Annotated in this window: 19 protein-coding genes and 1 tRNA gene; 6 read left to right on the plus strand and 14 right to left on the minus strand. The window is 52.8% G+C overall.

All coding sequences use genetic code 11. From position 1 onward, the window contains the following. Positions 1-45 precede the first annotated feature (45 nt). The 3 genes from JNUCC32_RS23990 (at position 46) to JNUCC32_RS24000 (ending at position 1,985) form a co-directional block, all read left to right on the plus strand. Complete coding sequence (locus JNUCC32_RS23990; protein WP_090910343.1) at positions 46-264, plus strand: helix-hairpin-helix domain-containing protein; 219 nt, start codon at positions 46-48, stop codon at positions 262-264. Positions 265-432: 168 nt separating this feature from the next. After that, positions 433-744, plus strand: coding sequence for an ArsR/SmtB family transcription factor (locus tag JNUCC32_RS23995; protein ID WP_090910344.1), 312 nt, complete (start codon positions 433-435; stop codon positions 742-744). A gap of 116 nt (positions 745-860) precedes the next feature. Beyond that, positions 861-1,985 carry an NADH:flavin oxidoreductase gene (locus tag JNUCC32_RS24000; RefSeq protein ID WP_192570085.1) on the plus strand — a complete coding sequence of 375 codons (1,125 nt, stop codon included), beginning with the start codon at positions 861-863 and terminating at the stop codon, positions 1,983-1,985. Positions 1,986-2,094: 109 nt separating this feature from the next. Here JNUCC32_RS24000 and aroC read toward each other — a convergent pair whose 3' ends face one another. After that, the gene (gene aroC / locus JNUCC32_RS24005; protein WP_192570086.1) at positions 2,095-3,153 is read right to left on the minus strand and encodes a chorismate synthase; all 1,059 of its coding nucleotides are present in this window, start codon (positions 3,151-3,153) and stop codon (positions 2,095-2,097) included. A 109-nt stretch (positions 3,154-3,262) separates the two neighbouring features. Here aroC and JNUCC32_RS24010 point away from each other — a divergent pair, with 109 nt between their 5' ends. Beyond that, positions 3,263-4,147: a LysR family transcriptional regulator gene (locus JNUCC32_RS24010; protein ID WP_192570087.1), complete on the plus strand. Its 885-nt coding sequence runs from the start codon at positions 3,263-3,265 to the stop codon at positions 4,145-4,147. Positions 4,148-4,315: 168 nt separating this feature from the next. Here JNUCC32_RS24010 and JNUCC32_RS24015 read toward each other — a convergent pair whose 3' ends face one another. From JNUCC32_RS24015 to JNUCC32_RS24075, 13 genes are all read right to left on the minus strand, one after another. Continuing rightward, positions 4,316-6,571 carry an FAD-dependent oxidoreductase gene (locus JNUCC32_RS24015; protein ID WP_192570088.1) on the minus strand — a complete coding sequence of 752 codons (2,256 nt, stop codon included), beginning with the start codon at positions 6,569-6,571 and terminating at the stop codon, positions 4,316-4,318. 52 nt (positions 6,572-6,623) lie between these two features. Beyond that, complete coding sequence (locus JNUCC32_RS24020) at positions 6,624-7,451, minus strand: carbohydrate ABC transporter permease (RefSeq protein WP_012818444.1); 828 nt, start codon at positions 7,449-7,451, stop codon at positions 6,624-6,626. Positions 7,452-7,463: 12 nt separating this feature from the next. After that, entirely contained in the window at positions 7,464-8,345 is an 882-nt protein-coding gene (locus JNUCC32_RS24025) for a carbohydrate ABC transporter permease (RefSeq protein WP_009593631.1), read from the minus strand. 274 nt (positions 8,346-8,619) lie between these two features. Further along, positions 8,620-9,951 carry an ABC transporter substrate-binding protein gene (locus JNUCC32_RS24030; protein WP_192570089.1) on the minus strand — a complete coding sequence of 444 codons (1,332 nt, stop codon included), beginning with the start codon at positions 9,949-9,951 and terminating at the stop codon, positions 8,620-8,622. 152 nt (positions 9,952-10,103) lie between these two features. Next, positions 10,104-10,916, minus strand: coding sequence for a response regulator (locus JNUCC32_RS24035; RefSeq protein ID WP_192570090.1), 813 nt, complete (start codon positions 10,914-10,916; stop codon positions 10,104-10,106). Positions 10,917-10,986: 70 nt separating this feature from the next. Beyond that, positions 10,987-12,771: a sensor histidine kinase gene (locus JNUCC32_RS24040; protein WP_192570091.1), complete on the minus strand. Its 1,785-nt coding sequence runs from the start codon at positions 12,769-12,771 to the stop codon at positions 10,987-10,989. Positions 12,772-13,073: 302 nt separating this feature from the next. Continuing rightward, positions 13,074-14,924, minus strand: a complete 1,851-nt coding sequence (locus JNUCC32_RS24045) for an S-layer homology domain-containing protein (RefSeq protein WP_192570092.1) — start codon at positions 14,922-14,924, stop codon at positions 13,074-13,076. A gap of 561 nt (positions 14,925-15,485) precedes the next feature. Beyond that, on the minus strand, positions 15,486-16,775 hold the full coding sequence (gene eno, locus JNUCC32_RS24050; RefSeq protein ID WP_009593642.1) for a phosphopyruvate hydratase: 1,290 nt from the start codon (positions 16,773-16,775) through the stop codon (positions 15,486-15,488). A 49-nt stretch (positions 16,776-16,824) separates the two neighbouring features. Beyond that, on the minus strand, positions 16,825-18,369 hold the full coding sequence (gpmI, locus tag JNUCC32_RS24055) for a 2,3-bisphosphoglycerate-independent phosphoglycerate mutase (protein ID WP_012818439.1): 1,545 nt from the start codon (positions 18,367-18,369) through the stop codon (positions 16,825-16,827). Beyond that, positions 18,370-19,122, minus strand: coding sequence for a triose-phosphate isomerase (gene tpiA / locus JNUCC32_RS24060; protein WP_012818438.1), 753 nt, complete (start codon positions 19,120-19,122; stop codon positions 18,370-18,372). A gap of 79 nt (positions 19,123-19,201) precedes the next feature. Next, positions 19,202-20,383, minus strand: coding sequence for a phosphoglycerate kinase (locus JNUCC32_RS24065; protein ID WP_012818437.1), 1,182 nt, complete (start codon positions 20,381-20,383; stop codon positions 19,202-19,204). A gap of 195 nt (positions 20,384-20,578) precedes the next feature. Beyond that, entirely contained in the window at positions 20,579-21,583 is a 1,005-nt protein-coding gene (gene gap, locus JNUCC32_RS24070) for a type I glyceraldehyde-3-phosphate dehydrogenase (protein ID WP_009593640.1), read from the minus strand. 100 nt (positions 21,584-21,683) lie between these two features. Next, positions 21,684-22,727 (minus strand): sugar-binding transcriptional regulator, encoded by a 1,044-nt coding sequence (locus tag JNUCC32_RS24075; protein ID WP_009593661.1) that lies wholly within the window; start codon positions 22,725-22,727, stop codon positions 21,684-21,686. A 257-nt stretch (positions 22,728-22,984) separates the two neighbouring features. On the opposite strand from JNUCC32_RS24075, the gene JNUCC32_RS24080 reads away from it, so the two are divergent. Together JNUCC32_RS24080 and clpP are read left to right on the plus strand one after the other, a co-directional pair. Then, a tRNA-Arg gene (locus JNUCC32_RS24080) sits at positions 22,985-23,059 on the plus strand. A 162-nt stretch (positions 23,060-23,221) separates the two neighbouring features. Further along, a complete protein-coding gene (gene clpP, locus JNUCC32_RS24085) occupies positions 23,222-23,818 on the plus strand; it encodes an ATP-dependent Clp endopeptidase proteolytic subunit ClpP (protein WP_009593635.1) in 597 nt (198 codons plus the stop codon). The last annotated feature ends 318 nt before the right edge of the window (positions 23,819-24,136 follow it).

Below are 24,136 nucleotides of genomic sequence, written 5' to 3' on the forward strand. Positions count from 1 at the left end.
GTCCGTGGCTCTTTTGACAAATAACCGAAAAAGTGAGGGATTTCCATGCGTGACAACCCCCCTGCAGCTGCGGCCGAGAGCGACTTTCCCGTTAAAGCCGGCAATCCGGCACGGCGAGCCCTGATCGTTGCCGGCTATCATCGGCTTGCCGATCTTACCCGGGCGACGGAGAAAGAGCTGCTTGCGCTTCACGGAGTTGGTCCAAAGGCGATCGGAGTATTGCGCGCCGCTTTGGCCGAGAAGGGTCTGGCCTTCAAAGAATAAAAAAAAGAGTGAATACATAAGGTACCTGCATAGGATGGATCCCCAAGCCGCAAAAAGGTTCAGGGATCCATCACGTTTATGTTTGCTCCTATACGTCGAACCTTACCGAAGGTAGAACATTCACAAAAAACATATTTACATTTCTATAAAAATAGATATAATGAGCTTATGGATACCTTACAAACCATCAAAGCACTATCAAACGAGTCCCGGTTCAAAATCCTGGAGTGGCTGAAGCACCCGGAAGAACATTTTGATCCGCAGGAGCACATGCCTTCCAAATGTGATTTTCATGGCGGTATCTGCGTGGGCTCCATTTCAGAAAAAACAGGACTCGCTCAGTCGGTCGTTTCTGGCTACCTCGTAAAATTGCAAAAGGCTGGTCTACTGGAATCCCATCGAGCGGGCCAGTGGACATATTACAGACGTAATGAGGAGGGCATTAAGCGTTTTATCGAACAACTCAAGGAAGAGCTTTAGGCTTAAAAAGCAAATCAACCTGAAGATTAAGCTTAAAAGCTCTTTCTTTTTATTATATATATCTATTTTTATGAAAATACAGAAAAGCATATTAAACATATTGGAGGATTCCATACATGAGCAACCAAAATCAAAGTATCCGATCCACCGCATCCCTATTCGAGCCCTATACCATCGGTAACCTTACCCTGCCTTCCCGCGTGGTGATGGCTCCCATGACCCGAGGCTTCTCCCCGAATGGCGTTCCGGGCCCGGATGTGGCCGCTTACTACCGCCGGCGTGCGGAGAACGGCGTCGGATTGATCATTACCGAAGGAACGCTGATTAACCACCCGGCGGCTACCGATAACCCTAATATACCTAATTTCCATGGAGAGGCCGCATTGAACGGCTGGGCCGAGGTGGTCCGTCAGGTCCATGAAGCCGGCGGTAAGATCATGCCGCAAATTTGGCACATCGGCATGACAAGACCGCTAGGTGCCGAGCCTAACCCGGAAGCACTTCCGATCGGGCCATCCGGACTAGACCTGGACGGCAAAGTCGTCACGAAACCCATGACCAAGGATGAAATCGAGCAGGTGATTCAAGCTTATGCCGATGCAGCCGCGAATGCCAAACGCCTTGGCTTTGACGGCGTAGAAATCCATGGTGCCCACGGTTACCTGATCGACCAATTCCTTTGGGAAAGAACGAACCGGCGTACCGATGAATACGGAGGCGACATGCTGAAGCGTGCCCGCTTTGCGATCGAAGTCGTAAAGGCAGTCCGTCAAGCGGTGGGTCCTGACTTCCCTGTTGCCATCCGTCTATCCCAATGGAAGACGACCCAATATGAAGCCAAGCTGGCAGATACGCCTGAAAAGCTAGGGCAGTTGTTAACCGCGCTGTCAGACGCTGGCGTCGACATATTCCACTGCTCGACCCGCCGCTTCTGGGAGCCTGAATTTGAAGGCTCTGACCTGAACTTTGCCGGATGGGCCAAGAAGCTGACTGGAAAAACGGTCATCACCGTCGGTTCCGTCGGTCTCGATGAAGTATTCACCAGCCTCTTCACCCAAGGTAAGGGTGCCGGCCAAAGAGACCTCGAAGAGCTGCTGAATCGTCTTGAGGAAAATGAATTTGACCTGGTTGCCGTCGGCCGTGCTCTGCTGGCGGATCCGCAATGGGCTGCCAAGGTTCGAGACGGGCGTTTCGACGAGCTTGCCCCTTTCACGCCGGAATCCTTGCAAACCCTGATTTAATGCGATTTCAGCTCCCCAGCCCCCTTGGGACCTGAGCGCCGCATTAGATCTTCAAATACAAAACCGGAAGCAGACTGCTTCCGGTTTTTTTGCCGTATGCTGTTCATGGCTATTCGTCATGCAAAGCGGCTTGACGTTTGTAATGATCCTCGATGACCATGCAAGCCATCGCTTCGATCACGGGTACGACACGGGGACAGATGCAGGGATCGTGCCTGCCGATCGTCGTTATCTCCCGTTCATTACCCTCCACATCGACTGTCCGTTGGGGAATCGAAATGGAGGAAGTCGGCTTGACGACGACTCGGAACACGATGTCCGCCCCGGTGCTGATCCCGCCGATGATCCCGCCGGCATGGTTCGTCCGAAATCCCTCCGCGTCCATCTGGTCGTTATGTTCGCTTCCCCGCATGGAGGCGGCTTGGAAGCCCGTCCCGAATTCGATGCCCTTAATCGCTCCCACGGACAACATCGCCTTCGCCAGCTCAGCGTCAAGCTTGTCGAATACGGGTTCTCCCAATCCCGCAGCGATTCCGCTGATACGGCACTCGACGATTCCCCCGCAGCTGTCGCCCTCTTCGGCCAGTCGTTCTATCCTCTCGATCATGCGAACGGCCGCTTCAGGATCACATGCCCGTACAGCATTGCGTTCGATGGCATCGACGTCGAATTGCTCGCATCGGATGCCGCCGATCTCAGTCGTATAGGCCAGGATCGAGACCCCCCGACGTTCCAGAAGCTTGCGCGCCACGGCACCGGCAGCCACTCGCGCAGCCGTCTCCCTTCCCGAAGCTCTTCCGCTTCCTCGATAGTCGCGTATCCCGTATTTTTTCTCATAAGTGAAATCCGCGTGCCCGGGCCGATAGGCCGATTTGATGGTGTCGTATGCCGACGGGCGCATGTCGGTGTTGTTCAGCATGATGCACAGTGGCGTGCCCGTGGTTTTCCCGTCGAATAGCCCGGATACAATGCGGATCTTATCGTATTCCTTGCGGGGAGTCGTAACGGAGGATTGCCCCGGCCTTCTGCGATCCATCTGAATCTGGATGTAGGCCTCATCCAGCTCAACGCCAGGCGTGACGCCCTCCAAAATGACGCCGACTGCTTCTCCGTGCGATTCCCCGAACGTAGTCATTTTCAATCGTTCTCCAAACGTGCTTCCTGCCATGTCCCTACCTCCCGAATACTTTCGATTCCTTTTCATTTAGTTTAAGGGTATAGTTGAAATAAATGAAATCGTAATATCGTAGGGATGCCATAGAGAGGATTGATGACAAATGATCGCCAACACCGAATGGTATCGGGTGTTTCTGCATGCCGCCGAGACGTCCAATTTGACGAAAGCCGCTCAAAACCTCCATATGACGCAGCCTTCTGTGAGTTATGCCATCAAACAGCTGGAAGAAGCGCTCGGCGTGGGCCTGTTCGACCGATTATCCAAGGGTGTCCGCCTGACGCAAGAAGGCCAAGCCCTGTATCAGCATGTCCGGCAAGCCTTCAACGAACTCGATTCAGCCGAGCGCCGCTTGAAGAAGCTGAAGCAGTTCGGCGAAGGCAGGCTGAGGATCGGCGCGAACGGGGCTATCGTTAAGGACTTTCTCCTCTCCTTGCTCGACCGATTCCATGCCCGCTATCCCGACATCCGCATCCAGCTGTCACAGGAGCGAACCAGCAGCATCGTGGAGCGCTTAAAGAAAGGCTCGTTGGATCTCGGCTTTGTTCACCTTCCCGTATCGGACGAGGAAATCCATATCATCGACTCCCGTACTTCGCCTTATTGCGCCGTGGTTGGAACGGCCTTCGCAGATTGGGCTCGCAGGCCTCTACGGACGGAAGAATTGACGGAGCTTCCCCTCTTGTTGTTATCCCCTGGCAGCTCGACCCGATCCTTCATCGAAGGGTGGTTCCGATCGCAAGGGGTGGAAGTGGAAGCCGACTTCGAGTTGAACAGCCTGGACATGTTAGCGGAATTTGCCGAGCGCGGTTATGGAACAGCCTTCTTGCCGCGGGCCTTTGTCTCGCCCCGCATCGCGGAGGGTTCCTTGCTGGAGCTTCGAACAGATACTCGGTTACCGGATCGATATATCGGCGTCGCCGTTCGGAAGCACCAGTCGCCATCGCTGGCGGCAGGAGCATTTTTGGAGATGCTGCAGCAGAACTGACGATCTTCCGCCGACATTCCCAACTGAACAAGGCAGCCGGATGAACGGCTGCCTTTGCTTCGTTTGTATTGACTACGGTTTAGCATATAAGCTTGTCTGCTCATCAAGTCCTATCCAGGCAGGCTAAGCACCTGTTGAATACACACAAGAGCTGTTAGCTTTGAAAAACTAACCGTAAGCCCTCACTTCAATAACCTCGGCATAATCAGAGCCGTTCGTGCGCTCCACCACCAATCGAAGCGCCGCGCATGGAACGGGCTCCTCCAAACGGTGGACAGTTCTCCGGCGGCGGTTCAACGCCTCCGAGGCAAGGGTGATCCACTTCCCTTCCGAATTCAGTGCTTCTAGTCTGTAGGCACGGACCAGCTCAGGGATGATGTCGAACGGCGTACGATGATGATGCAGATTGATCAGATCCTCGTTGACATCATCGTTGAAGATCAGGTGAATCTCGCGGACCGACTGCACTTCCTTCCACTCCAGCTTCAACCAAGGCGTCTCCCCGTCTGCGATTCGCTCCGATACCCACATATGCGGACCGCCGTAAGGACGCTTGTATCCATCAATAACATGCTCCGGTTGATACGCCCTTGAACCGATCGCCGACCGCAGGCAGAACAGCTTGCGGACCAGCCCCTTCATGCTCCACTCCACCACCGGCTGGCTGTCATCATGGTCTTCCAACTCCTTGGAGACGCGGGCTGGCGCCCCCCGTTCGAAGGCAAGCAGCCCGCTCATCGGCTTGGACGACAAATACAGCGTCAGATCCGGATTTTTGCGCACGATGATAAAGGCGTTCTGCGGCTCCGCCGGCTGCCAATCCAGCTGGACGGGGACCCACTGTCCCTGCCCCGGGATGATCCGGACGGAGGTGCGAAATTCTAACGCGGCCGGCACGTAATTCTCCGGACGTCCCGTGCTCCAAACCTCCACCATCATGTCGGTCTCCTGCTCCGCATCCACCAGCCATGCCACCTCGCCCGCCAGCCCCGGATCGGCCGGCATCAGCACGGCGATGTCCCGCTCCAGCGGGTAAGGCGCCTCCGCCTCCTCGATCGCGATCCTGGACAGGTGGGACGATGCGCTGACCTTGGCGCTTCGGGCCAGATCCAGCGGATCGCGGTTTGCAACCCCGAGCACGGAGGCATCCTGCTTCAGCAGCGTCTGCCCAAGCTCCCCGCTCCGGCTGCGGGACAGCTCGCGCGGGGAGAGGCTGTGCTGGACGCACAGCGCCGCCGCCGTGCCGGCCGCTTCGCCCAGGACGGCGCAGGTCGCCATCACCCGCGTGGTGCCGAAGGCCACGTGGGTGGCGCTGATGTTGCGCCCGGCGAACAACAGGTTGGCCACGTTCGCCGAGTACAGGCTGCGGAACGGTATATGGTAATTCCCGTCCGCATGCATATGCTTCGAGCCGCTCTCTTCGGCGTACATGCCCTGCGGCGGATGCAGATCGATCGACCAGCCGCCGAAGGCCACCCGGTCCCCGAACGGCTCTTGGGCCATAATATCGTTCTGCGTGAGCACATAGTCGCCGACAAACCGGCGGTATTCCCGCTTGCCCGGCTGAGCGCCGACCCACTCCAGCGTCATATTGGCGGCATCGAATTTGCCGGAATTTTTGATATAGTCCCATATGCCATATATGACTGACCACAGCTCATCGCGGATGCGCTCATTGTCATGCACGGTGTCGAGCTCGCCGCCCCATTCGATCCACCAGTAATGGCAGCCCGAGTCGCCGCTGCGGATGACCCGTTTGATCGGGATCGGCGTCTGCGTAATATCCTTGGCAAAGACGGGCGGCACGAATTTTACCGGATGTCCGGCATCCTTCGTGTAGAACAGCAGCGTGCTGCCGAGTGTCACATCGTCCGCCGTCTCCGGCGCCCACTCTTCCCCGTATTCATCGCGCGCTTCCCGTCCGAGCCGGTATTTCGCTCCCGCCAGGAATCCGACCAGCCCGTCCCCCGTGCAATCCAGGAACACGGGACTCTCAAACCGGATGCGCCGCTCCGAGCCCATCATCCAACCGGTAACCGAACGGATCTGCCGCGCGTCAGAATCTCCGTCCGCTTCTACCTCATGCACGTCCGTATTCAAGAACAGGGTGATGTTCGGCTCGGCCCGCACGGTCTCCAGCACGATCAAATCCCATAGATACGGGTTGCCGTCCGGATTCCGGTACTGGTTCTCCACGAACATCTCGCCCATAATGCCGGTTTCCCGGGCATAGCGGTTGATCCCGTGGGCCGTCGCGCCGCATACCCATACGCGCACCTCGCTGCTGGAGTTGCCGCCCAGAACCGGGCGGTTCTGCACGAGCGCTACCTTTTGTCCGAGCCTCGCGGCCGCCACCGCCGCGCAGACCCCTGCCAAACCGCCGCCAATCACCGTTATGTCGCTTACTTCCGTTTCGTTTCTCATGCTCTTTCTCCTTTCATTTTCGTCCAGCTCATCTGTGAACATGGATTATGGGCTATCCTTTTACAGCCGAGCTCGCCACGCCCTGAATGATATATTTCTGACCGATCAGGAACACGAGAATCATCGGAATGATACCTGCGGTCGCCGCCGCCATCATGCCGTTATAATCCACCGTATTTTCGAGGATGAAATTTTGCAGCCCCAGCGGAACGGTATACAGATCCTGATCGATCAAGAATACCAAGGCGTTCTCGTAATCGTTCCAGTGCCAGGAGAAATCGATAATGGCCAGCGTGGCCAGCGAGGGTTTCGCCATCGGCAGAATGATCCGGGAAAAAATGCGGAAATGTCCTGCTCCGTCGATAAAGGCAGCTTCCGAAATTTCATGCGGTACGGAGAGGAAGAACTGCCGCATCATGAACACCCCGAATATCGTGAATACGCCCGGCAATATCAGAGCCCAATGCGTGTTGTAAATGCCGACCCAGTCGAACATGATGAACTTCGGCACAAACAGGACCTGAGGAGGGACCATCATCATCGACAAATAGATCATGAACATGGCATTCCGTCCCTTGAACTCGATCCGGGCAAAACCGTAAGCGGCTAAAGCGGACAGCAATACCGCGCCGACGGTGCTGATCAAGGCGACTTTAAGCGAGTTGAGGTAGTAGTGGCCAAAGCTGTTCGCTCCGGTCCACACTTTCACATGATGATCCCACATGAATTGGGCGGGAATCCACTTAATCGGGTACTGGAATACTTCCGCCGGCATCTTGAACGAGGTGCTGATCATCCAGAGGAAAGGAACGATCATAACCACGCTGAAGAACAGCATAATGAACGTGACGATTATTTTGGTGTATAAGGCTTTGGTCATTGTCCTTCCTCCTTAATAGTGAACCCAGCGCTTCTGGCCGATCCATTGAATGACGGTGAAGATCATGATGATCAAGAACAGCGCCCAGGAGATCGCGGATGCATAACCCATTTCGTAGTAGCGGAAGGCATTCTGGTATATGAACAGGGATAACACGGTGGTGCTGTTGCCCGGGCCCCCTTGCGTAATGGCTTGAATGATCCCGAACTGCTTGATGGTCATAATGAGACCGGTAATAAGCAGCAGGAAGGTCGTGGGGCTGACGAGCGGCCACAGGATGCTGCGAACCGTTTGCCAGGCGCGGGCCCCGTCGATTTTGGCAGCCTCCAGCAGCTCCGTTGAGACCTCCTGCAGCGCGGCCAGGTAGATGATCATGTTATAACCGAGCATGAACCAGATCCAGATGATGTCGATGGCATACATGGACGAATCCATGGTGGACAGCCATCCCGGGGGATTGGTTATCCCGAACGACTTGAGGATTCCGTTGATCGGGCCGTTATTCGGATGGAACAGCAGCATCCATACGAAAGCCACGGCGACGCCGCTGGTGATGTAAGGCATGAAATATAAGGCGCGGAGCAGCTTTTTTAAATACACCGAGCGGTTCAGAACCACGGCAACGATGAAAGCCAGTCCGATCGATATAGGAACGGATAACAGAAAGAACAGCGTATTTTTGATCGAAATGTAGAAGACCTCGTCGCCCAGCATTTTTTGAATGTTGGCCAGGCCCACGAACTTCGTGTCCGAGCTCATAAATTTGTAGTCCGTAAACATGAGATAGAACGAATACAAGGCTGGCACAATAAAAAACAGCATCACGCCGACCATGTTTGGCCCTATAAACAGATAGCCGAGATACTGTTGCCGTTTCATCCAGGATGTTTTCACATAGCCCCACTCCTCTTGGTCTTTTTCATCTCAAGCATAGCAGTCGGGACCAAGCGGGGATAAGGAACAAAACCTTTGAATTTATGCTACAGAAGTATGCAATTGCAGGGGTGTGAATTTCAACGTCTCCGTAGATTTGTTCTATGGCTGACGAGAAAAAAGCGGCAATCAACTCCCCAGCCCGGATCATGCCGAGATAGGCAGTGTCGAAGCCGAACAAAAAGGGGACCGCCGCCCGAAGCGATAGTCCCCTTCTATTGGAGCCGACAGCTCCTTATTTGCCTTCTTTTAAAAACGTATTGTGCCGGTTCACCATGGCCTCCAGCGTTTGATCGAGCGATTGGGCGTTAAGGAAATACTTCTCATACTCCTGAGCCCGCATATCCATCACCTCTTGCGGCAAGCTCCTAACGTACGTAGGCGTTTTGTCTTCGAACAAGACGTGCATCAAGGAATCCAGGTCATACGTGTCTTTCTTATCACCGAGCAGGTTGTTTAACGCCTCATCCTGATCGGCGTCCTTCGAAGCCGGCAATCTTCCGCCCGCAGCCATAGGAGCCATGCCTCCGTCCGCATACCACTTCAGGAATTCCCAAGCTTCCGCTTGTTTTTTGGATTTGGCATTAATGGAGATGTAATCACCGAGTCCGCCCCTTGTCACGTAGCTGTCCGCACTGTCCGTTAATCTCGGCACTTGGGCGAACGCGATGGTGAAGTCGCGCGGGAAGTCCGTAAAGTTATTCGAGCTTCGCAGCAGCCAAGCCCCGATATTCAGCATAGGCACTTCCCCGCTCAGGAACACTTGCTCCACCGGCATTTTGGAAGTCAGCTGCTCTCCGAGCGGCGGCGTGGTCTTGTCCTCCTTCATCATGACGTTCAGGGTTTCCAGCCATTTTTTGACCAGCGGGTGGTCCAGATTCGAAGTTCCGTCCGCCTTGGTGTACCCCTCTTGCGATAACACCGAATCAATCGGATCGACGAACGGCTCCATATTTTGAATAAATCCGTAGTTATTGCCGACTTTGAGCTTCTTGGCATATTCGCGCAGTTCATCCCACGTCCAGTCCTTCGGAACGGGCAGGCCGGCCGCATCAAGGGCATCCTTGTTCAGCGCGACGAAGAAGGCGCTTTTCGTGGTCGGCATCCCGTAATACTTCCCGTTGATTTTCCAGCCTTCGGCGTCGGGCCCCATTTTCTCGTCGATATTGTAATCGTCGAATTGGCTCAGATCCAAGGCCAAATTGGACTCCACCCGTTTGGACGTTTGAGAAAGCGTGTAATTCACGAACAGGTCGACATCCTGCCCTGTAATCATGGCTGTATCGAGCTTCAGGTTCCCGTCATCGTCATTGACGTAGCGGACATACTCGACTTGAATATCGGGATGCTCGGCATTCCACGCGTCGATGACCTCTTGCGGTCCGGCCTCCGGCGGTACGCCGCCCCACATGGTTAGTTTGACCGGATCGCCTGATGAAGGCGCTTTCGAATTGTCCGTTCCTTGTCCCTCATTCGCGGATGACGCTGTTTTGCCGCTGCAGCCTGCAAGAAGACCCATTAGCAATACGCCGATGAGAAGCATCGCCCATCCTTTTTTATTTCTCACATTAGAGACCTCCCCGAGAATCATATTGGTGTGATGCCCTCTCATCGTAGCAGGGAACGGGAGCCGCTTTTAAGCTACATATCCATTCAGATAATGGAACAAAACGATGGAATTCCTGTTTCGGCGAATCCTATGCCCTGCATGGAATCGTTCTATTTAGCGTCTTTGTTGTGTTGTCTGTATTTGCTCGGCGTGAAGCCGGTCAACCGCTTGAATATCTTTATAAAATAATTGTCGTTCACGAACCCCACCCGAAGGCCGATCTCGTGAACAGGGAGGTCGGTTTGAAGCAAATACGCGATGGCTTTATCCACCCGGACCTGGTGCAAATAATGAATCAAGGTGCGTCCGGTCTTTTTCTTGAAGAGCGCGCTGACGTAATTCTCGCCCATCATCACGTAGCCCGACATCGATTTTACCGTAATGTCCTGCTCGTAGTGCTCATGGATGTACTGCAATATTTTCTGTACTTCCGGGTGCGACGTGATTTCCTCGGGGGAGGCATGATGCGCCGGTTGTGGCGGCACCGTCTCCGTGGACGCGACCGGAATCGAAACAGGTTGGCTTGGGTTCGGGCTCGGGTTACTCTTGGTCAGCTCGGCATTCATTTTGTGCAGCGTCTCCCTCAGCGTATTCACGCTCATCGACAGCTTCAGGATATAGTTGGATGCCCCGTATTCCATCGCTTGCCGGACATACTCGAATTCACTCATGCAGGTCAGCATCACGAACTTTGAGGCATACCCTTCTTCCCGGGTTCTGCGGAGGAGCTCCACGCCGTCCATCTCCGGCATCACGATATCGGTCAGCACGAGATCGGGCGGATTGCTCCGGATCATCTCCAGCGCTTCGGCGCCGTTGCCTGCCTCTCCCGCCACCTTGAATCCAAGCTCCTCCCACGCGATGATCTCCCGCACGGACTCTCGCACAAACACCTCATCCTCCACCAGCAGCACCTTCCACATAGGTCTCTCCTCCTCGCAGCTTTCAATCCGGTTCCAAGCCTACATAGGCCAGAGGCGAATAATCTGCCCGTTATGATGAAATCAAGTGATCGTTCTGATAAGGCGTTGAGATTAACAGCGGGATAGAAAATCGAATTCGCGTTCCCCGCTCCGAAGAAATAATCTCCATGCTGCCCTCTTCCTTAAATAGCAGCCGCAGCAGCTCTTGGACATTGTTGAGACCGATGCCCGGACGTTTACGCATTCCGCCCGCCTGCCGGGACTGCTCCATGCCGACGCCGTTGTCCTTGATCTCCACCGCCAATCGATTCGGTCCCTCCCGGGTAACCGTAATTTCAATGAGACCCTCCTGCTCCGGCAGCGGCCCGATTCCGTGTAGGATGGCATTCTCCACGAGCGGCTGCAGGCAGAGCTTGGGCACAAGCGCATAGAGGATGTCCTCATCATACGCAAAGGTCACGTCAAAACGGTGATTATAACGCACCTGCTGAATATGGACGTAAGCCTGCACCAGCTCGATTTCATCCTTCAGGTGCACCAGATCCTTCTCCGTATTCAGGCTCGCCTCCAGCAGCTTGCCCAGAGACAGGGTGATATTCGTGATATCCTCATTCCCGTGGCGAATGGCACTCCACTTGACCGTATTTAGCGTATTGAGCAGAAAATGCGGGTTCATCTGAGCCAGCAGCATATGAAAATGCACCGCTTCCTTCTGCCTTTCCTCGGCCTTCAATCGCTGAATCAGCATATCCATGTCGTTGAGCATGGAATTGAACGTCTGCGTCAGCTCCAGAATCTCGCCCCGGAACTTGTGCTCCGGCAGACGGATCTTCAGATTGTTGCGGACAACCGCCTTCATCTTATTCTGCAAATGGGATAACGGCCGGGTAATCGTGGCGGCAATAATGAAGGTCATGATGAGGAAAGCGCCGGTCAGCAGGAAAAAGGTCATGAAATATTGGCCCTTCAGCTCCTCGATCTCGTTAAAGAGCACCGTCAGCGGAATCCGGTTCACGATATACCAATCCAGCGATTCCACGTAAATGTAATTCACCAGGGTGTTGGAGGTTTTATCGATAAAATACTTCTGCCTGGGCTCGGCCGCAATCCTGGCTTTCACCTCGCCGGTCAGACTGCTGTTCAAGATCGATTGGGATACGTTCTCGCCAGCGCTCGTAATCAAGAAATACTCCTGCCGCAGCGTCGACTGCTTCAATACCGATTGAAACCAGAAGGAGTAGTCGATGCTGATCCGGGCCATGCCGTACGGCTTGTTGCGGGGAGTTTCCATGTAAGCGTACAGCGACAGCAGGTAAGGACTCGTCGAGATATCCCGCAGCACGTAGTTCGCATCGCTGGAAACCCAATGATACGACACGCCATCCATCTGTTCCCTATCAAAGCCAGGGTTGTCCCGCAGTTTCCTGTAATCGAGGGCCTCCCTGGGAGAATAAGAAGTGTAAGCGTTGCCATGAAAGTCGAGAATCGTGAAGTAGACTGACGGATTATATAGGAAAAAGCTGTTGTTCAAATTTTTGAACTTTTCCTCCATCAGGTTTTTGTTCTCGAGCCCCTGCCGCTGTCCGGGATGGGTCAGCACGGAGGCCACCGTCGAATCCTGCTCCAGAAATATCAGCGTTTTGAAGGCTACGCTCAACTGATCCTCCAGCGTTCGATACATCTGCTCCAGCTGGCTGTGGCTCTGCTGGCTGATTTTCTCCTGGACCAAGGTCTCAATCCGCTGGTAGTTGTACAAATTCAAAATGCCGAAAGGCAGCAGTATGACCAGAACGAACGCGGCAAACAGACGGTATTTCAGCTTGTGTGGAAACAGGGATCGTATTCGGTTCAGCACCCTCCCGCACTCTCCTTTTCGCTCGCTTGTTCTTCAATTATATCAGCACCGGTTCGCTTGAGAATGACAATGCCTGAAATTGCATGGATATGTGCGGTCGATGCCGGGGGCAGGCGCAGTGGATGTGTAGATTTGTTCTATTTTTATCAGACAAAAAAGACCAAACTCTCCGTAAGAGAGCTTGGTCCTCATCGATTGCATCAACGCATTTCGTGCTCAAGCGCGTTAACGATCGCGCCCGCTAACGTCGAGGTCAGCCACTCCCGATCATGCGTGTTGCATTTGATATCGGATTTAAGGACTTACTTTTCCATCAGCATTTCAAAGCAATTTAACAGCAGCACATACGTCTGCTCAAAGGTGAGCTCCCCTTTCGGGTTGAACTGATTCTTGGCCATGCCGTTCATTAAAGAGAGGTTTATCGCTTGGTATACTTGTTCCTTCGCCCATGGCGAGATGCTGCTGTCGTCCGCGAACCGAGAAGCCGAAACGGATCCGGTTGATGCCGCTCTGCCTTTCAATTCATTCGTCTTGGCATACACCTGAAGGATCAGCGCGGCAGCCTGTTCTCTGGTGATGGTCGCTCGCGGCGAGAAGGATTGCGGCGATGTGCCGTTGATGATACCGTTTTGGTTTGCCCACGTCACGGTCCAATCATCGACGTCCTTAAACGGGGTCTTAACGCCGGTGACGTCCATATAAAGATCCTGTCCCAGCATGGTCTCGATCATATGTACCGCCATCTCCGTAAACTCCACTCTGGTAATCGGCTGCTGGTAGGATCGGTCAAACGGCCAGCCGATAATGCCATTCGCTTTTGCCTTCATGTAATCCGCTTGAGCCCAGTTACTCACTTTGCCATCAGCCGGACCGTCATTCACGTTAACGTGGACCCGGCTTCTTGACTCCAGATAATCATTGACAGAGATCCATGTCGATCCCTTGCCTACGGCTTTGACCTTGCCGTTTGCATCAATCTCCACGATCCGGTTATCTCCGCTTTTGAACGTATTGCCGCTGGTCTGCAGTCCGTCGGTGAGGCCCATTTGAAGGGTTTCCCCCTTTTGAAGCTGAATATCGTAGCGGGCCAACAAACCAGGCATCATTTTGAAAAACGTCGTGGTGAACTCAACCTGTGCCGCGCTTCCGGAAGCGGTATATAGACCCGTGATCTGAACGGTGAAGGCATCGTCCGACGCAAAATCGCCTATGCCGTCAGGCCTAAAAATGACGGCAAACGGCACGCCGTAATAGCTGGTCTGCACATTGAAATATTTGCCCGATTTATCGTTGTCGCTTTTGTCAAAGCTCCACTCTTTCCCGTCCCTGACACGGGTCAATTTCACTTGAATCTGATCCGTTCTTGTCCGGTCATACTTTTGCGGGTTCAACGACACCGACCATGGATCGTTTGTCTTAAAAACCTCTTCCGGAAAATATCCTGCAGACGGCCAGGCGATGTAATCATACTGAACTTCGGAAGCCGGGCGGCCCTTGTCCATCGAGTACATCGACGCATAGGCAACGTTGTTGGCGGTATGTACCATACCGAACATGGTCTGTTTCATCTCCGGATTGATGATCCACCGGCGGTGTCCGACGCGATCGATATTCGTAGCCCCGCTATCCGCCATATAACCAAGGACATTGTCATAAAAGGTCGGGCTGCCTCCGTAAAGGTTGCTTGTCCTCGCTCCTTCCTTCGCTGAAGCGTACAGCGAATCGTCCATGCCGGCCGGCATGGTTGGATAATGGCTCAGCTTTTGATGCAGAGCGTTTACAAGCGCTGCCGCCTGCTGTTGCCCTGCAAGCGAAGGGTTGGCCGTCACGTCATCGGGCAGGCCGGATAGGTACCTTACAAAGTTGACGGCGCGAATGCCGTCCTCGATATATTCCGGTTTTATCGTCCCTGCCTTATAGGGTACGGCGACGCTTGGCGATTCCATGTAAATTCGTTCAGGCCCCATGTAGGATGTGCCGGTATCCATGGGTTTGTACTGCTGCCATTTATTCAGGATATCCTGCTTCGTTCGATCTCCCGTCAGCTGCTGAACGTCAGCTGCATGGGCATCGGGGGCCGATAAGACTGCTGCGATCAGCATAGCCGCAGGCAGAATCAGCCATTTTCTCGATCGTTGGAGTGATCGTTTCATAGATTCAAGCCACCTTACTTCTAGTATTTTTCCTATAACTTCCGTCTTCATCATTATAACGGCTAATATAGGAAACTTGAACTATAAAAAGATAGGCTTGTAGATCTAATAGAGTATTCCGTTCGTCGCACAGCTTGTCCCATTCCAGCTTCCCGATTTTAACAGCGACCGGAGACGATATACGCACCGCCCCACAGCTCCCTATCAAGTGTGCAGCCCTCGATCTCTTCTTCTCCCACGCCCAAAAGCCCGGCTCATGTGACATCACAGAGCTGGGCTTTCTTCATTGCACTGCCATGAAATACTCACAATCGGCTGCACACCTCCTCCCCTGCCCAGGTGCGTATATCGGTGGAGGAGCAACGCGTTCGCCTTTAAAATCGGGAAGCTTCCTCAGCCTACTCCATCCAGCTTCCCGATTTTAACAGCGACCGGAGCCGATATACGAACCGCCCCACGGCACGATACTAGAGTGTGCAGCCCCAACCCTGCAGCTCCTCAAATCAATGCAAAAAAGCCCAGCTCCCTCAAAGGCAGGAGCCGGGCTTTCTCTTATTTCAATTATTTTTGCTTCAGGTTGTAGAACGACTTCAAGCCGTTGTATTGAGCAAGCTCGCCCAATTGGTCTTCGATGCGAAGCAATTGGTTGTATTTCGCCACACGGTCGGTACGGGAAGGAGCACCCGTTTTGATTTGGCCTGCGTTAGTAGCCACTGCGATATCAGCAATCGTGCTGTCCTCGGACTCACCGGAACGGTGGGAGATGACAGCCGTGTATCCTGCGCGTTTTGCCATTTCGATCGCATCGAAAGTTTCAGTCAATGTACCGATTTGGTTTACTTTGATCAGGATGGAGTTACCGATACCCTCGTTGATGCCTTTTTCCAGACGCTCCGTGTTCGTAACGAACAGGTCGTCACCCACGAGTTGAATTTTGTTACCCAATTTCTCGGTGAGCAATTTCCAACCTTCCCAATCGTCCTCGGAGCATCCGTCTTCGATGGTTACGATCGGGTATTTGTCTACCCAAGAAGCGAGCAGGTCAACGAATTCTGCCGGCGTGAAGGATTTGCCTTCGCCTTCCAGAACATACTTGCCATCTTTGAAGAACTCGGTGGAAGCAACGTCCATACCCAGCAATACATCTTCGCCTGGCTTGTAGCCGGCTTTTTCGATCGCTTCGATGATGGAAGACAGTGCATCTTCGTTGGACGTGAAGTTAGGAGCGAAGCCGCCTTCGTCACCAACCGCCGTGTTCAGGCCTTTGCCCTTCAGAACGGATTTCAGGTTGTGGAAGATTTCAGCGCCCATGCGAAGAGCTTCTTTGAAGCTAGGTGCGCCAACAGGCAATACCATGAATTCTTGTACGTCAACGTTGTTGTCCGCGTGAGCGCCACCGTTCACGATGTTCATCATAGGTACTGGAAGTTGTTTGGCGTTGAATCCGCCAAGGTATACATACAGCGGAAGATCCAAAGCATCAGCAGCAGCGCGAGCTACAGCCATGGATACGGCCAAGATGGCGTTCGCACCCAATTTGCCTTTGTTTGGCGTACCGTCCAAAGCGATCATCAGCTTGTCGATGCCGAGCTGGTCCAGAGCGTCCATGCCGATCACTTCAGGAGCGATGATTTCGTTCACGTTCTCAACGGCTTTCAGAACGCCTTTGCCCAGGTAACGGGATTTGTCGTCGTCGCGAAGCTCAACCGCTTCGTGAACGCCAGTGGAAGCACCGGATGGAACGATAGCGCGACCGATTGCACCGGATTCCAGGTATACTTCAACCTCTACGGTTGGATTGCCGCGGGAGTCAAGGACTTCGCGTGCATATACATCAGAAATAATAGTCATGTGTATAGTCTCCTTTGAAATGTTATGTTTATGTTCCATTATGAACTACTTATTTACGTGCTGCAATCATGGAGGTTCCCGTCATCTCGTCAGGCTTCGGCAGCCCCATCAGATCAAGAATCGTTGGCGCGATGTCGGCCAGAATACCGCCTTCACGCAGCGTTACGTTCTCATCCGTTACGATGAACGGAACCGGGTTCGTGGTATGCGCGGTGAATGGACGGCCATTCTCATCGAATACCATGTCCGCATTTCCGTGGTCAGCCGTAATGATAACCACGCCGCCTTTGGCAAGAACGGCATCCACTACTTTGCCAACGCACTCGTCGGTGGTTTCTACCGCTTTAACGGTAGGCTCCAGCATACCGGAGTGACCTACCATGTCCGGGTTCGCGAAGTTCAAGATGATCGCGTCATGCTTATCCGCTTCGATTTCTCTCACGCAAGCATCCGCCACCTCATAGGCGCTCATCTCCGGCTTCAGATCGTACGTCGCCACTTTCGGCGAGTTGATCAATACGCGCGTTTCGCCTGGAAGCTCAACATCGCGTCCGCCGCTGAAGAAGAACGTCACGTGCGGGTACTTCTCCGTTTCCGCAATGCGAAGCTGCTTCTTGTTGTGCTGAACCAGCACTTCGCCCAGCGTGTTGTCCAGATCCTTCGGCTTGTAGGCGACGAAGCCTTCCACCGTCTCGCTGAACAGCGTCAAACAGACAAAATGCAAGCTTTGCGGGAACTTCGGTCCGCGATCGAAACCACGGAAATCTTTGTTCGTGAACACTTGGGACAGCTGGATCGCACGGTCAGGGCGGTAGTTCAGGAAGATGACGGAATCTCCGCTCTCCACCAGACTTACCGGTTCTCCCGCGCCATTTACCATGACGGTCGGCTCTACGAATTCATCATAAACCGATTTCTCGTAGGATTCGGTGATGGCTTTCAGCGGATCCGTATATTTAGGGCCTTCGCCGTACACCATCGCACGGTAAGCCTTCTCGACGCGGTCCCAACGCTTGTCGCGGTCCATTGCGTAGTAACGACCGGAAAGCGTAGCGATTTGGCCAACGCCCACTTCCTCAATCTTCGCAATCAGATCCTTAACGAACTGCTTGCCGCTGTCCGGTGCCACGTCGCGTCCATCCATGAAACCATGGATGTATACGTCATGGAAATCTTCCTTCTTGCAAAGATCCAGCATCGCAAACATGTGCTCAATGTGACTGTGAACGCCACCGTCGGATACCAGCCCGTACAGATGCAGCTTCTTGTTGTTGTTCTTGGCAGCGCGAACGGCTTCCACCAGCGTTTCGTTCTCGAAGAATTCTCCTTCGCGAATCGACTTCGTGATGCGGGTCAAATCCTGATACACGATCCGGCCTGCGCCGATGTTCAAGTGACCCACTTCGGAGTTCCCCATTTGACCTTCCGGCAAGCCTACGGCTTCGCCGCAAGCGGTCAACGTGGTGTTCGGATATTGCTTCAAATACCGGTCGTAGTTAGGCTTGTTCGCTTGAGCGACCGCATTGCCCACCTCGGTGTTGCGAAGCCCGAAACCGTCCATGATGATCAGAGCTACGGGTTTTGGAGCAGACATTTACTTCGCCCCCTCAACGAGTGCGATGTAGGAAGCAGGTTGTAGACTTGCACCACCAACGAGCGCGCCGTCGATGTCGCTTTGTCCCATATACTCCGCTACATTTTCAGGCTTCACGCTGCCGCCGTATTGAATGCGAACTTGGTCTGCAACGGTTTCGCCGTACAGGCCTTTAACGAGTTCGCGAATATAGGCGATGACTTCGTTCGCATCCTCTGCCGTGGAGGATTTGCCCGTTCCGATTGCCCAGATTGGCTCGTAAGCAATAACGACATGAACCGCTTGATCAGCAGGAACACCTGCGAACGCTGCTTCCGTTTGTACTTTGCACACGTCTTTGGTTTGGCCGGCTTCGCGTTCTTCCAGCTTCTCGCCAACGCATACGATCGGAAGAAGACCATGACGGAATGCCGCATGTACCTTCTTGTTCACGATCTCATCGGTTTCAGCAAAATACTGGCGGCGCTCGGAATGTCCAATAATGACGTAGTCCACGCCCAGGTCTTTCAGCATCAAGCCGCTGATTTCACCCGTAAAGGCGCCATTGTCTTCGAAATGAAGATTTTGTGCACCGATTTTGATGTTCGTGCCCTTTGCCGCTTCAACCAATGCAGGAAGATTGGTAAACGGCGCGCAGATCACGCTTTCCACGCCTTCTACTTCCGCTTTGCCCTTCACATCTTCAATAAATGAAGTTGCTTCCGGAACAGTTTTGAACATTTTCCAGTTACCAGCTATGATAGGTGTTCTCACACGATTCACTCCTTTATTCCCCCGAAGATTCTCCAGGGTCCAAACTTCATCCACTTGCTATCCAATGCAGTTCCTCATTCTATTTATCGTTCAGTGCCACAACACCAGGAAGTGCTTTGCCTTCCATGAACTCAAGAGATGCGCCGCCGCCTGTCGAGATGTGATCCATCTTGTCGGCAAGGCCGAATTTCTCCGCTGCTGCAGCCGAGTCGCCGCCGCCGATAATCGTGTAAGCTTCCGTTTCCGCACAGGCCTGTGCCACTTCACGAGTACCGTTGCTGAACGGAGCGATTTCGAATACGCCCATAGGACCGTTCCACACGACAAGTTTGGAGTTCTTGATAACTTCTGCATACTTGGCGCGAGTCTTAGGACCGATGTCAACGCCTTCCCAATCGGCTGGGATGCCGTCGATATCAACGACCTTGGTATTGGCGTCTGCGCTGAATTCGTCCGTAACGACGATATCTTCCGGCAGGTAGAAGTTTTTGCCCAGCTCTTTGGCTTTTTCGATGAAACCGAGTGCCACATCAAGCTTCTCTTTATCAAGCAGAGATTGACCGATTTCATGGCCTTGAGCTTTGAAGAACGTGTAAGCAAGTCCACCGCCGATGATGACATTGTCAGCAAGCGTAAGCAGGTTGTCGATCACGTCGATTTTGTCCTTAACCTTCGATCCACCGATGATGGCGGTAAAAGGACGGTCCGGATTCGAAAGGGCTTTGCCGAGAACGGACAGCTCTTTCTCCATCAACAATCCCGATACGGCCGGAAGATGATGAGCAATCCCCTCTGTCGAAGCGTGCGCGCGGTGAGCAGCACCAAACGCGTCGTTCACGAACAGATCGGCCAGCTCAGCGAATTGCTTCGCAAGTTCCGGATCATTCTTCTCTTCACCAGGGTAAAAACGAACATTTTCAAGTACGAGCACATCGCCGTTTTGCAGCTTCTCGACTTGAGCTTTAACGGCTTCTCCTACCGCTTCATCCGCTTTGGCTACCGGTTTGCCGAGCAGTTCCGACAGACGCTGACTCGCCGGAGTCAGGCGCAAAGATTCTACGACCTCTCCTTTGGGACGACCCATGTGGCTGGCCAGGATGACTTTCGCTCCTTGCTCCACCAGATACTTAATCGTCGGCAAAGTCTCGCGAATACGAGTGTCGTCTGTAATTTTACCATCTTCGAGCGGTACATTGAAATCGACGCGGACAAACACCCGTTTGCCGCTTACTTCTACATCACGTACACTTTTCTTGTTCATCTCCACGTTCCTCCTAAGAAAACTATTCTCCTCACCGACAGCATGCAGTTGCTCTCGTATCTCTCTCTATCGTCTAACCAGCACCCGGATTCTTATCTATTCTTCCCAGTGCTCTGGCATGAAAACAAGGAAAAACCATGAACCAAAGAGGAGACCCGTGAACGGAACTCCTCTTCGATTGAATGGCTAGATCAATTACAGACCTTTGCTTGCGATGTAAGCAGCGAGGTCAACGACACGGTTGGAGTAGCCCCACTCGTTGTCATACCAAGAAACAACTTTCACCATGTTGTCGCCAACTACCATAGTGGAGAGCGAATCGATAGTGGAAGAAGCTGGATCGCCATTGTAGTCGCTGGATACAAGCGGCTCTTCGGAGTAGTTCAAGATGCCTTTCAGCGGGCCTTCAGCAGCTGCTTTCAGAGCTCCGTTTACATCTTCAAGGGTTACGTTTTGGGACAGCTCAACTACGAGGTCCGTTACGGAAACGTTCTTCGTAGGTACACGCATTGCCATACCGTTCAATTTGCCTTTCAATTGTGGCAGAACGAGGCTAACCGCTTTAGCAGCACCTGTTGTGGATGGAATGATGTTTTCGGCAGCTGCACGAGCACGACGCAGGTCTTTGTGCGGAAGATCAAGCACTTGCTGGTCATTCGTGTAGGAGTGAACCGTAGTCATCATGCCTTTAACGATACCGAACTTCTCGTCAAGAACTTTAGCAAAAGGAGCCAAGCAGTTTGTTGTACAAGAAGCGTTGGAGATTACAGTATGGTTAGCTGCATCGTATTTGTCTTCGTTAACGCCCATAACGATGGTGATATCTTCGTCAGTAGCTGGAGCGGAGATGATAACTTTCTTAGCGCCGCCTTTCAAGTGAGCGGAAGCTTTGTCTTTCGCTGTGAAAATACCAGTGGATTCTACAACGATTTCAACGCCGTACTCAGCCCAAGGCAATGCTTCAGGGTTACGCTCAGCGAATACTTTCACTTCGCGGCCGTTTACAACGAGTGCGCCTTCTTTAGCTTCAACAGTTGCATTCAGTCTGCCGTGAGTGGTGTCATATTTCAAAAGGTGTGCCAGCGTTTTTACGTCCGTCAAATCGTTGATTGCCACGATTTCAACTTCGCTGTTGTTCAGCGCAGCGCGGAATACGTTACGTCCAATACGTCCAAAACCGTTAATACCTACTTTAACCATGAGTAGTTCCCTCCATATTTGTAAAATTTATATATTCAAGATTGGCCGTTAAGCCAATCAAGACAACAAAAAATGAAAAATCTGTTGTACGCCCGCGGACTCAGATGCCGGCGTCAATTTCCTTCTCGACTTCCAATGCTGCGGCTTCATCCGTAACGAGAATGTCCTCGTGTCCGAATTTCAGCACCGCGTGAATCGCTTTGCCCTTGCCTTGCCCTCCAGCAATGCCGATGATGGTCTCCGTCCGCATAATATCCTCAAGCCGGAGTCCAAGGGTAAGCATTTTGTGGACAACTTCGCCATCTTCACTGAAATAATAGCCGAAGGATTCCGCGATCGCGCCATCTGCCTGTAAGTTCCGGATAGAGCCTTCATCCAGCTTCCGCCGTCTGGCCATCTCCATGGCATCCCCGATGCCGTGAATAATGACGCGGCTGCGCCTGATCACATCCACGATCTCCTGGATGTGCTGATCCTGAACCAACGATTGATAAGCATCCTCGCTGAGCAGATCCGGAACATGAAGCAATCGGTACTCAGCCCCAACGCGCTTAGCCATTTTGGAAGCGATGGTGTTCGCTTGAATCTCCATGCTCTCCCCGAGGCCGCCACGCGCCGGCACAAACCAAGTGCTTGTCAACGGTTCGCCGCCAGGCAAAGAGGACATCTGCTCTGCCACTTCGGCGAGCGTGGAGCCGCCTGTTACGGCAATCGTATCTCCATCCTGGACAAAGTTAAGCAGCGTTCTTGCTCCGGCCCGGCCAAGCTCACGTTTGACTTCCGGAGATGACTCGCTGTCACCGGGAATAATGACCACTTTACGAAGCCCGTAAGCCTGACGAATCTTCTCTTCCAGTTCAACCAGTCCGAACAACTCATTCATGACCGGTTCCAACTCCTCCAGCAAGCATATCCCTGAGCCGCTGATCCGCATGCCGAGCGTTTCAATCTCGATCAGCCCTTGCGCTTTCAGAAGATCAGTCTCTGCTCTGAGAACACGCTCGGTCATCGATAACGATGAAGCCAGTGTTCTTCGGCCAACAATTCCGGACAACTTGATCTGATGAAGGATGGTATACCTTCGTTTAAGAGTGTCCATCAGATCCGGCAGAAGTTGCTCTTGTATTTCTAATAGGTTACGCATGCATTCCACTCCTGCAAACTTCGTCTCGGCTCTCCTACCTGGTCGTAAAATGTCCCAGTTAAACTTTTTAAGTCCCACCCTTATTCTAACCAATAATCATGCCGGTTGCAAGTGTCCGAAAGTATATTTCTCTACCCCAGGCATTCTTATACATTATGGCCAACTACCGGCTCGTCTATATAATAGGAACAAAGTTTTGTCCGCTATTGTATTTTTGAAATAGATGCGGTATAATCAACTTCGTTGCTGATTTTTGTGCGCCCGTGGTCCAATGGATATGACGTAGGCCTCCGGAGCCTGAGATCGAGGTTCGATTCCTCGCGGGCGCGCCATTATAACATTTATTCTCTATACTGATTACCCTAAAGTGCCCATAACGGCTCTTTTTTTTACTCAATAGTTTGACTTTCTTTGACTTTTTGATTTAAATTGTTTATCATGTGGGTAATACGGTAACAGTATTTATATGAGGTACTTAAGAGGAGGTTTTCCACGTGAGTTTTATACCTATGGTCGTTGAACAAAGCAACCGCGGTGAGCGGGCGTACGACATCTATTCCAGATTGCTGAAAGACCGCATTATCTTCCTCGGCTCCGACGTAAATGACGTGGTCGCCAATTCCATCATTGCCCAAATGCTGTTCTTGTCGGCTGAGGATCCCGAGAAGGATATTCATCTTTACATCAACAGCCCTGGCGGTTCCATTACCGCAGGTATGGCGATATTCGATACGATGCAGTTCATCAAGCCGGACGTCTCGACGATCTGTGTCGGCATGGCTGCTTCCATGGGCGCATTCCTGCTTAACGCAGGCGCCAAAGGCAAACGCTACGGTCTCCCTAACAGCGAGATCATGATTCACCAGCCGCTCGGCGGCGCACAGGGTCAAGCCACGGATATTGAAATCCGTGCCCGCCGCATTCTCAAAATGCGCGACAAGCTGAACCGCATCCTGTCCGAACGCACCGGCCAACCGCTGGAGCGCATCGAGAAGGACACGGATCGCGACTACTTCATGACGGCTGACGAAGCCAAAGAGTATGGCCTGATCGATCAAGTACTGGAAAACACACCGCCGCAAGGTTTATAAAAGAAATGAAGTAAAGGGCAGGCGCCGTTATCCGGTGCCTGCCTTTTCTTATCCTCTGGATTCATCGAAAACTTCGAATACTAAATAGTGAGAGTATCCCCTTCGGTCGCTGTTGAAATCGGGAAACATGAATGATTAAATAAGGAGGTTTCCCGATTCCAAAGGCGAACGCGTTGCTCCTCCAAGGATACTCTCACTTCGGTACGATTTTTTCAATAAAACATAAAGACGGTAAGGCCATCCCCCTCCTAAAAGGCCTGTCTTAACTTGAGGGGAGGGGAAAAAGGGTACGCCTATGGTGAGATACACAAAAAATCC

The organism is Paenibacillus sp. JNUCC32, from assembly GCF_014863545.1.
Taxonomy (GTDB): Bacteria; Bacillota; Bacilli; order Paenibacillales; family Paenibacillaceae; genus Paenibacillus_AQ; species Paenibacillus_AQ lautus_A.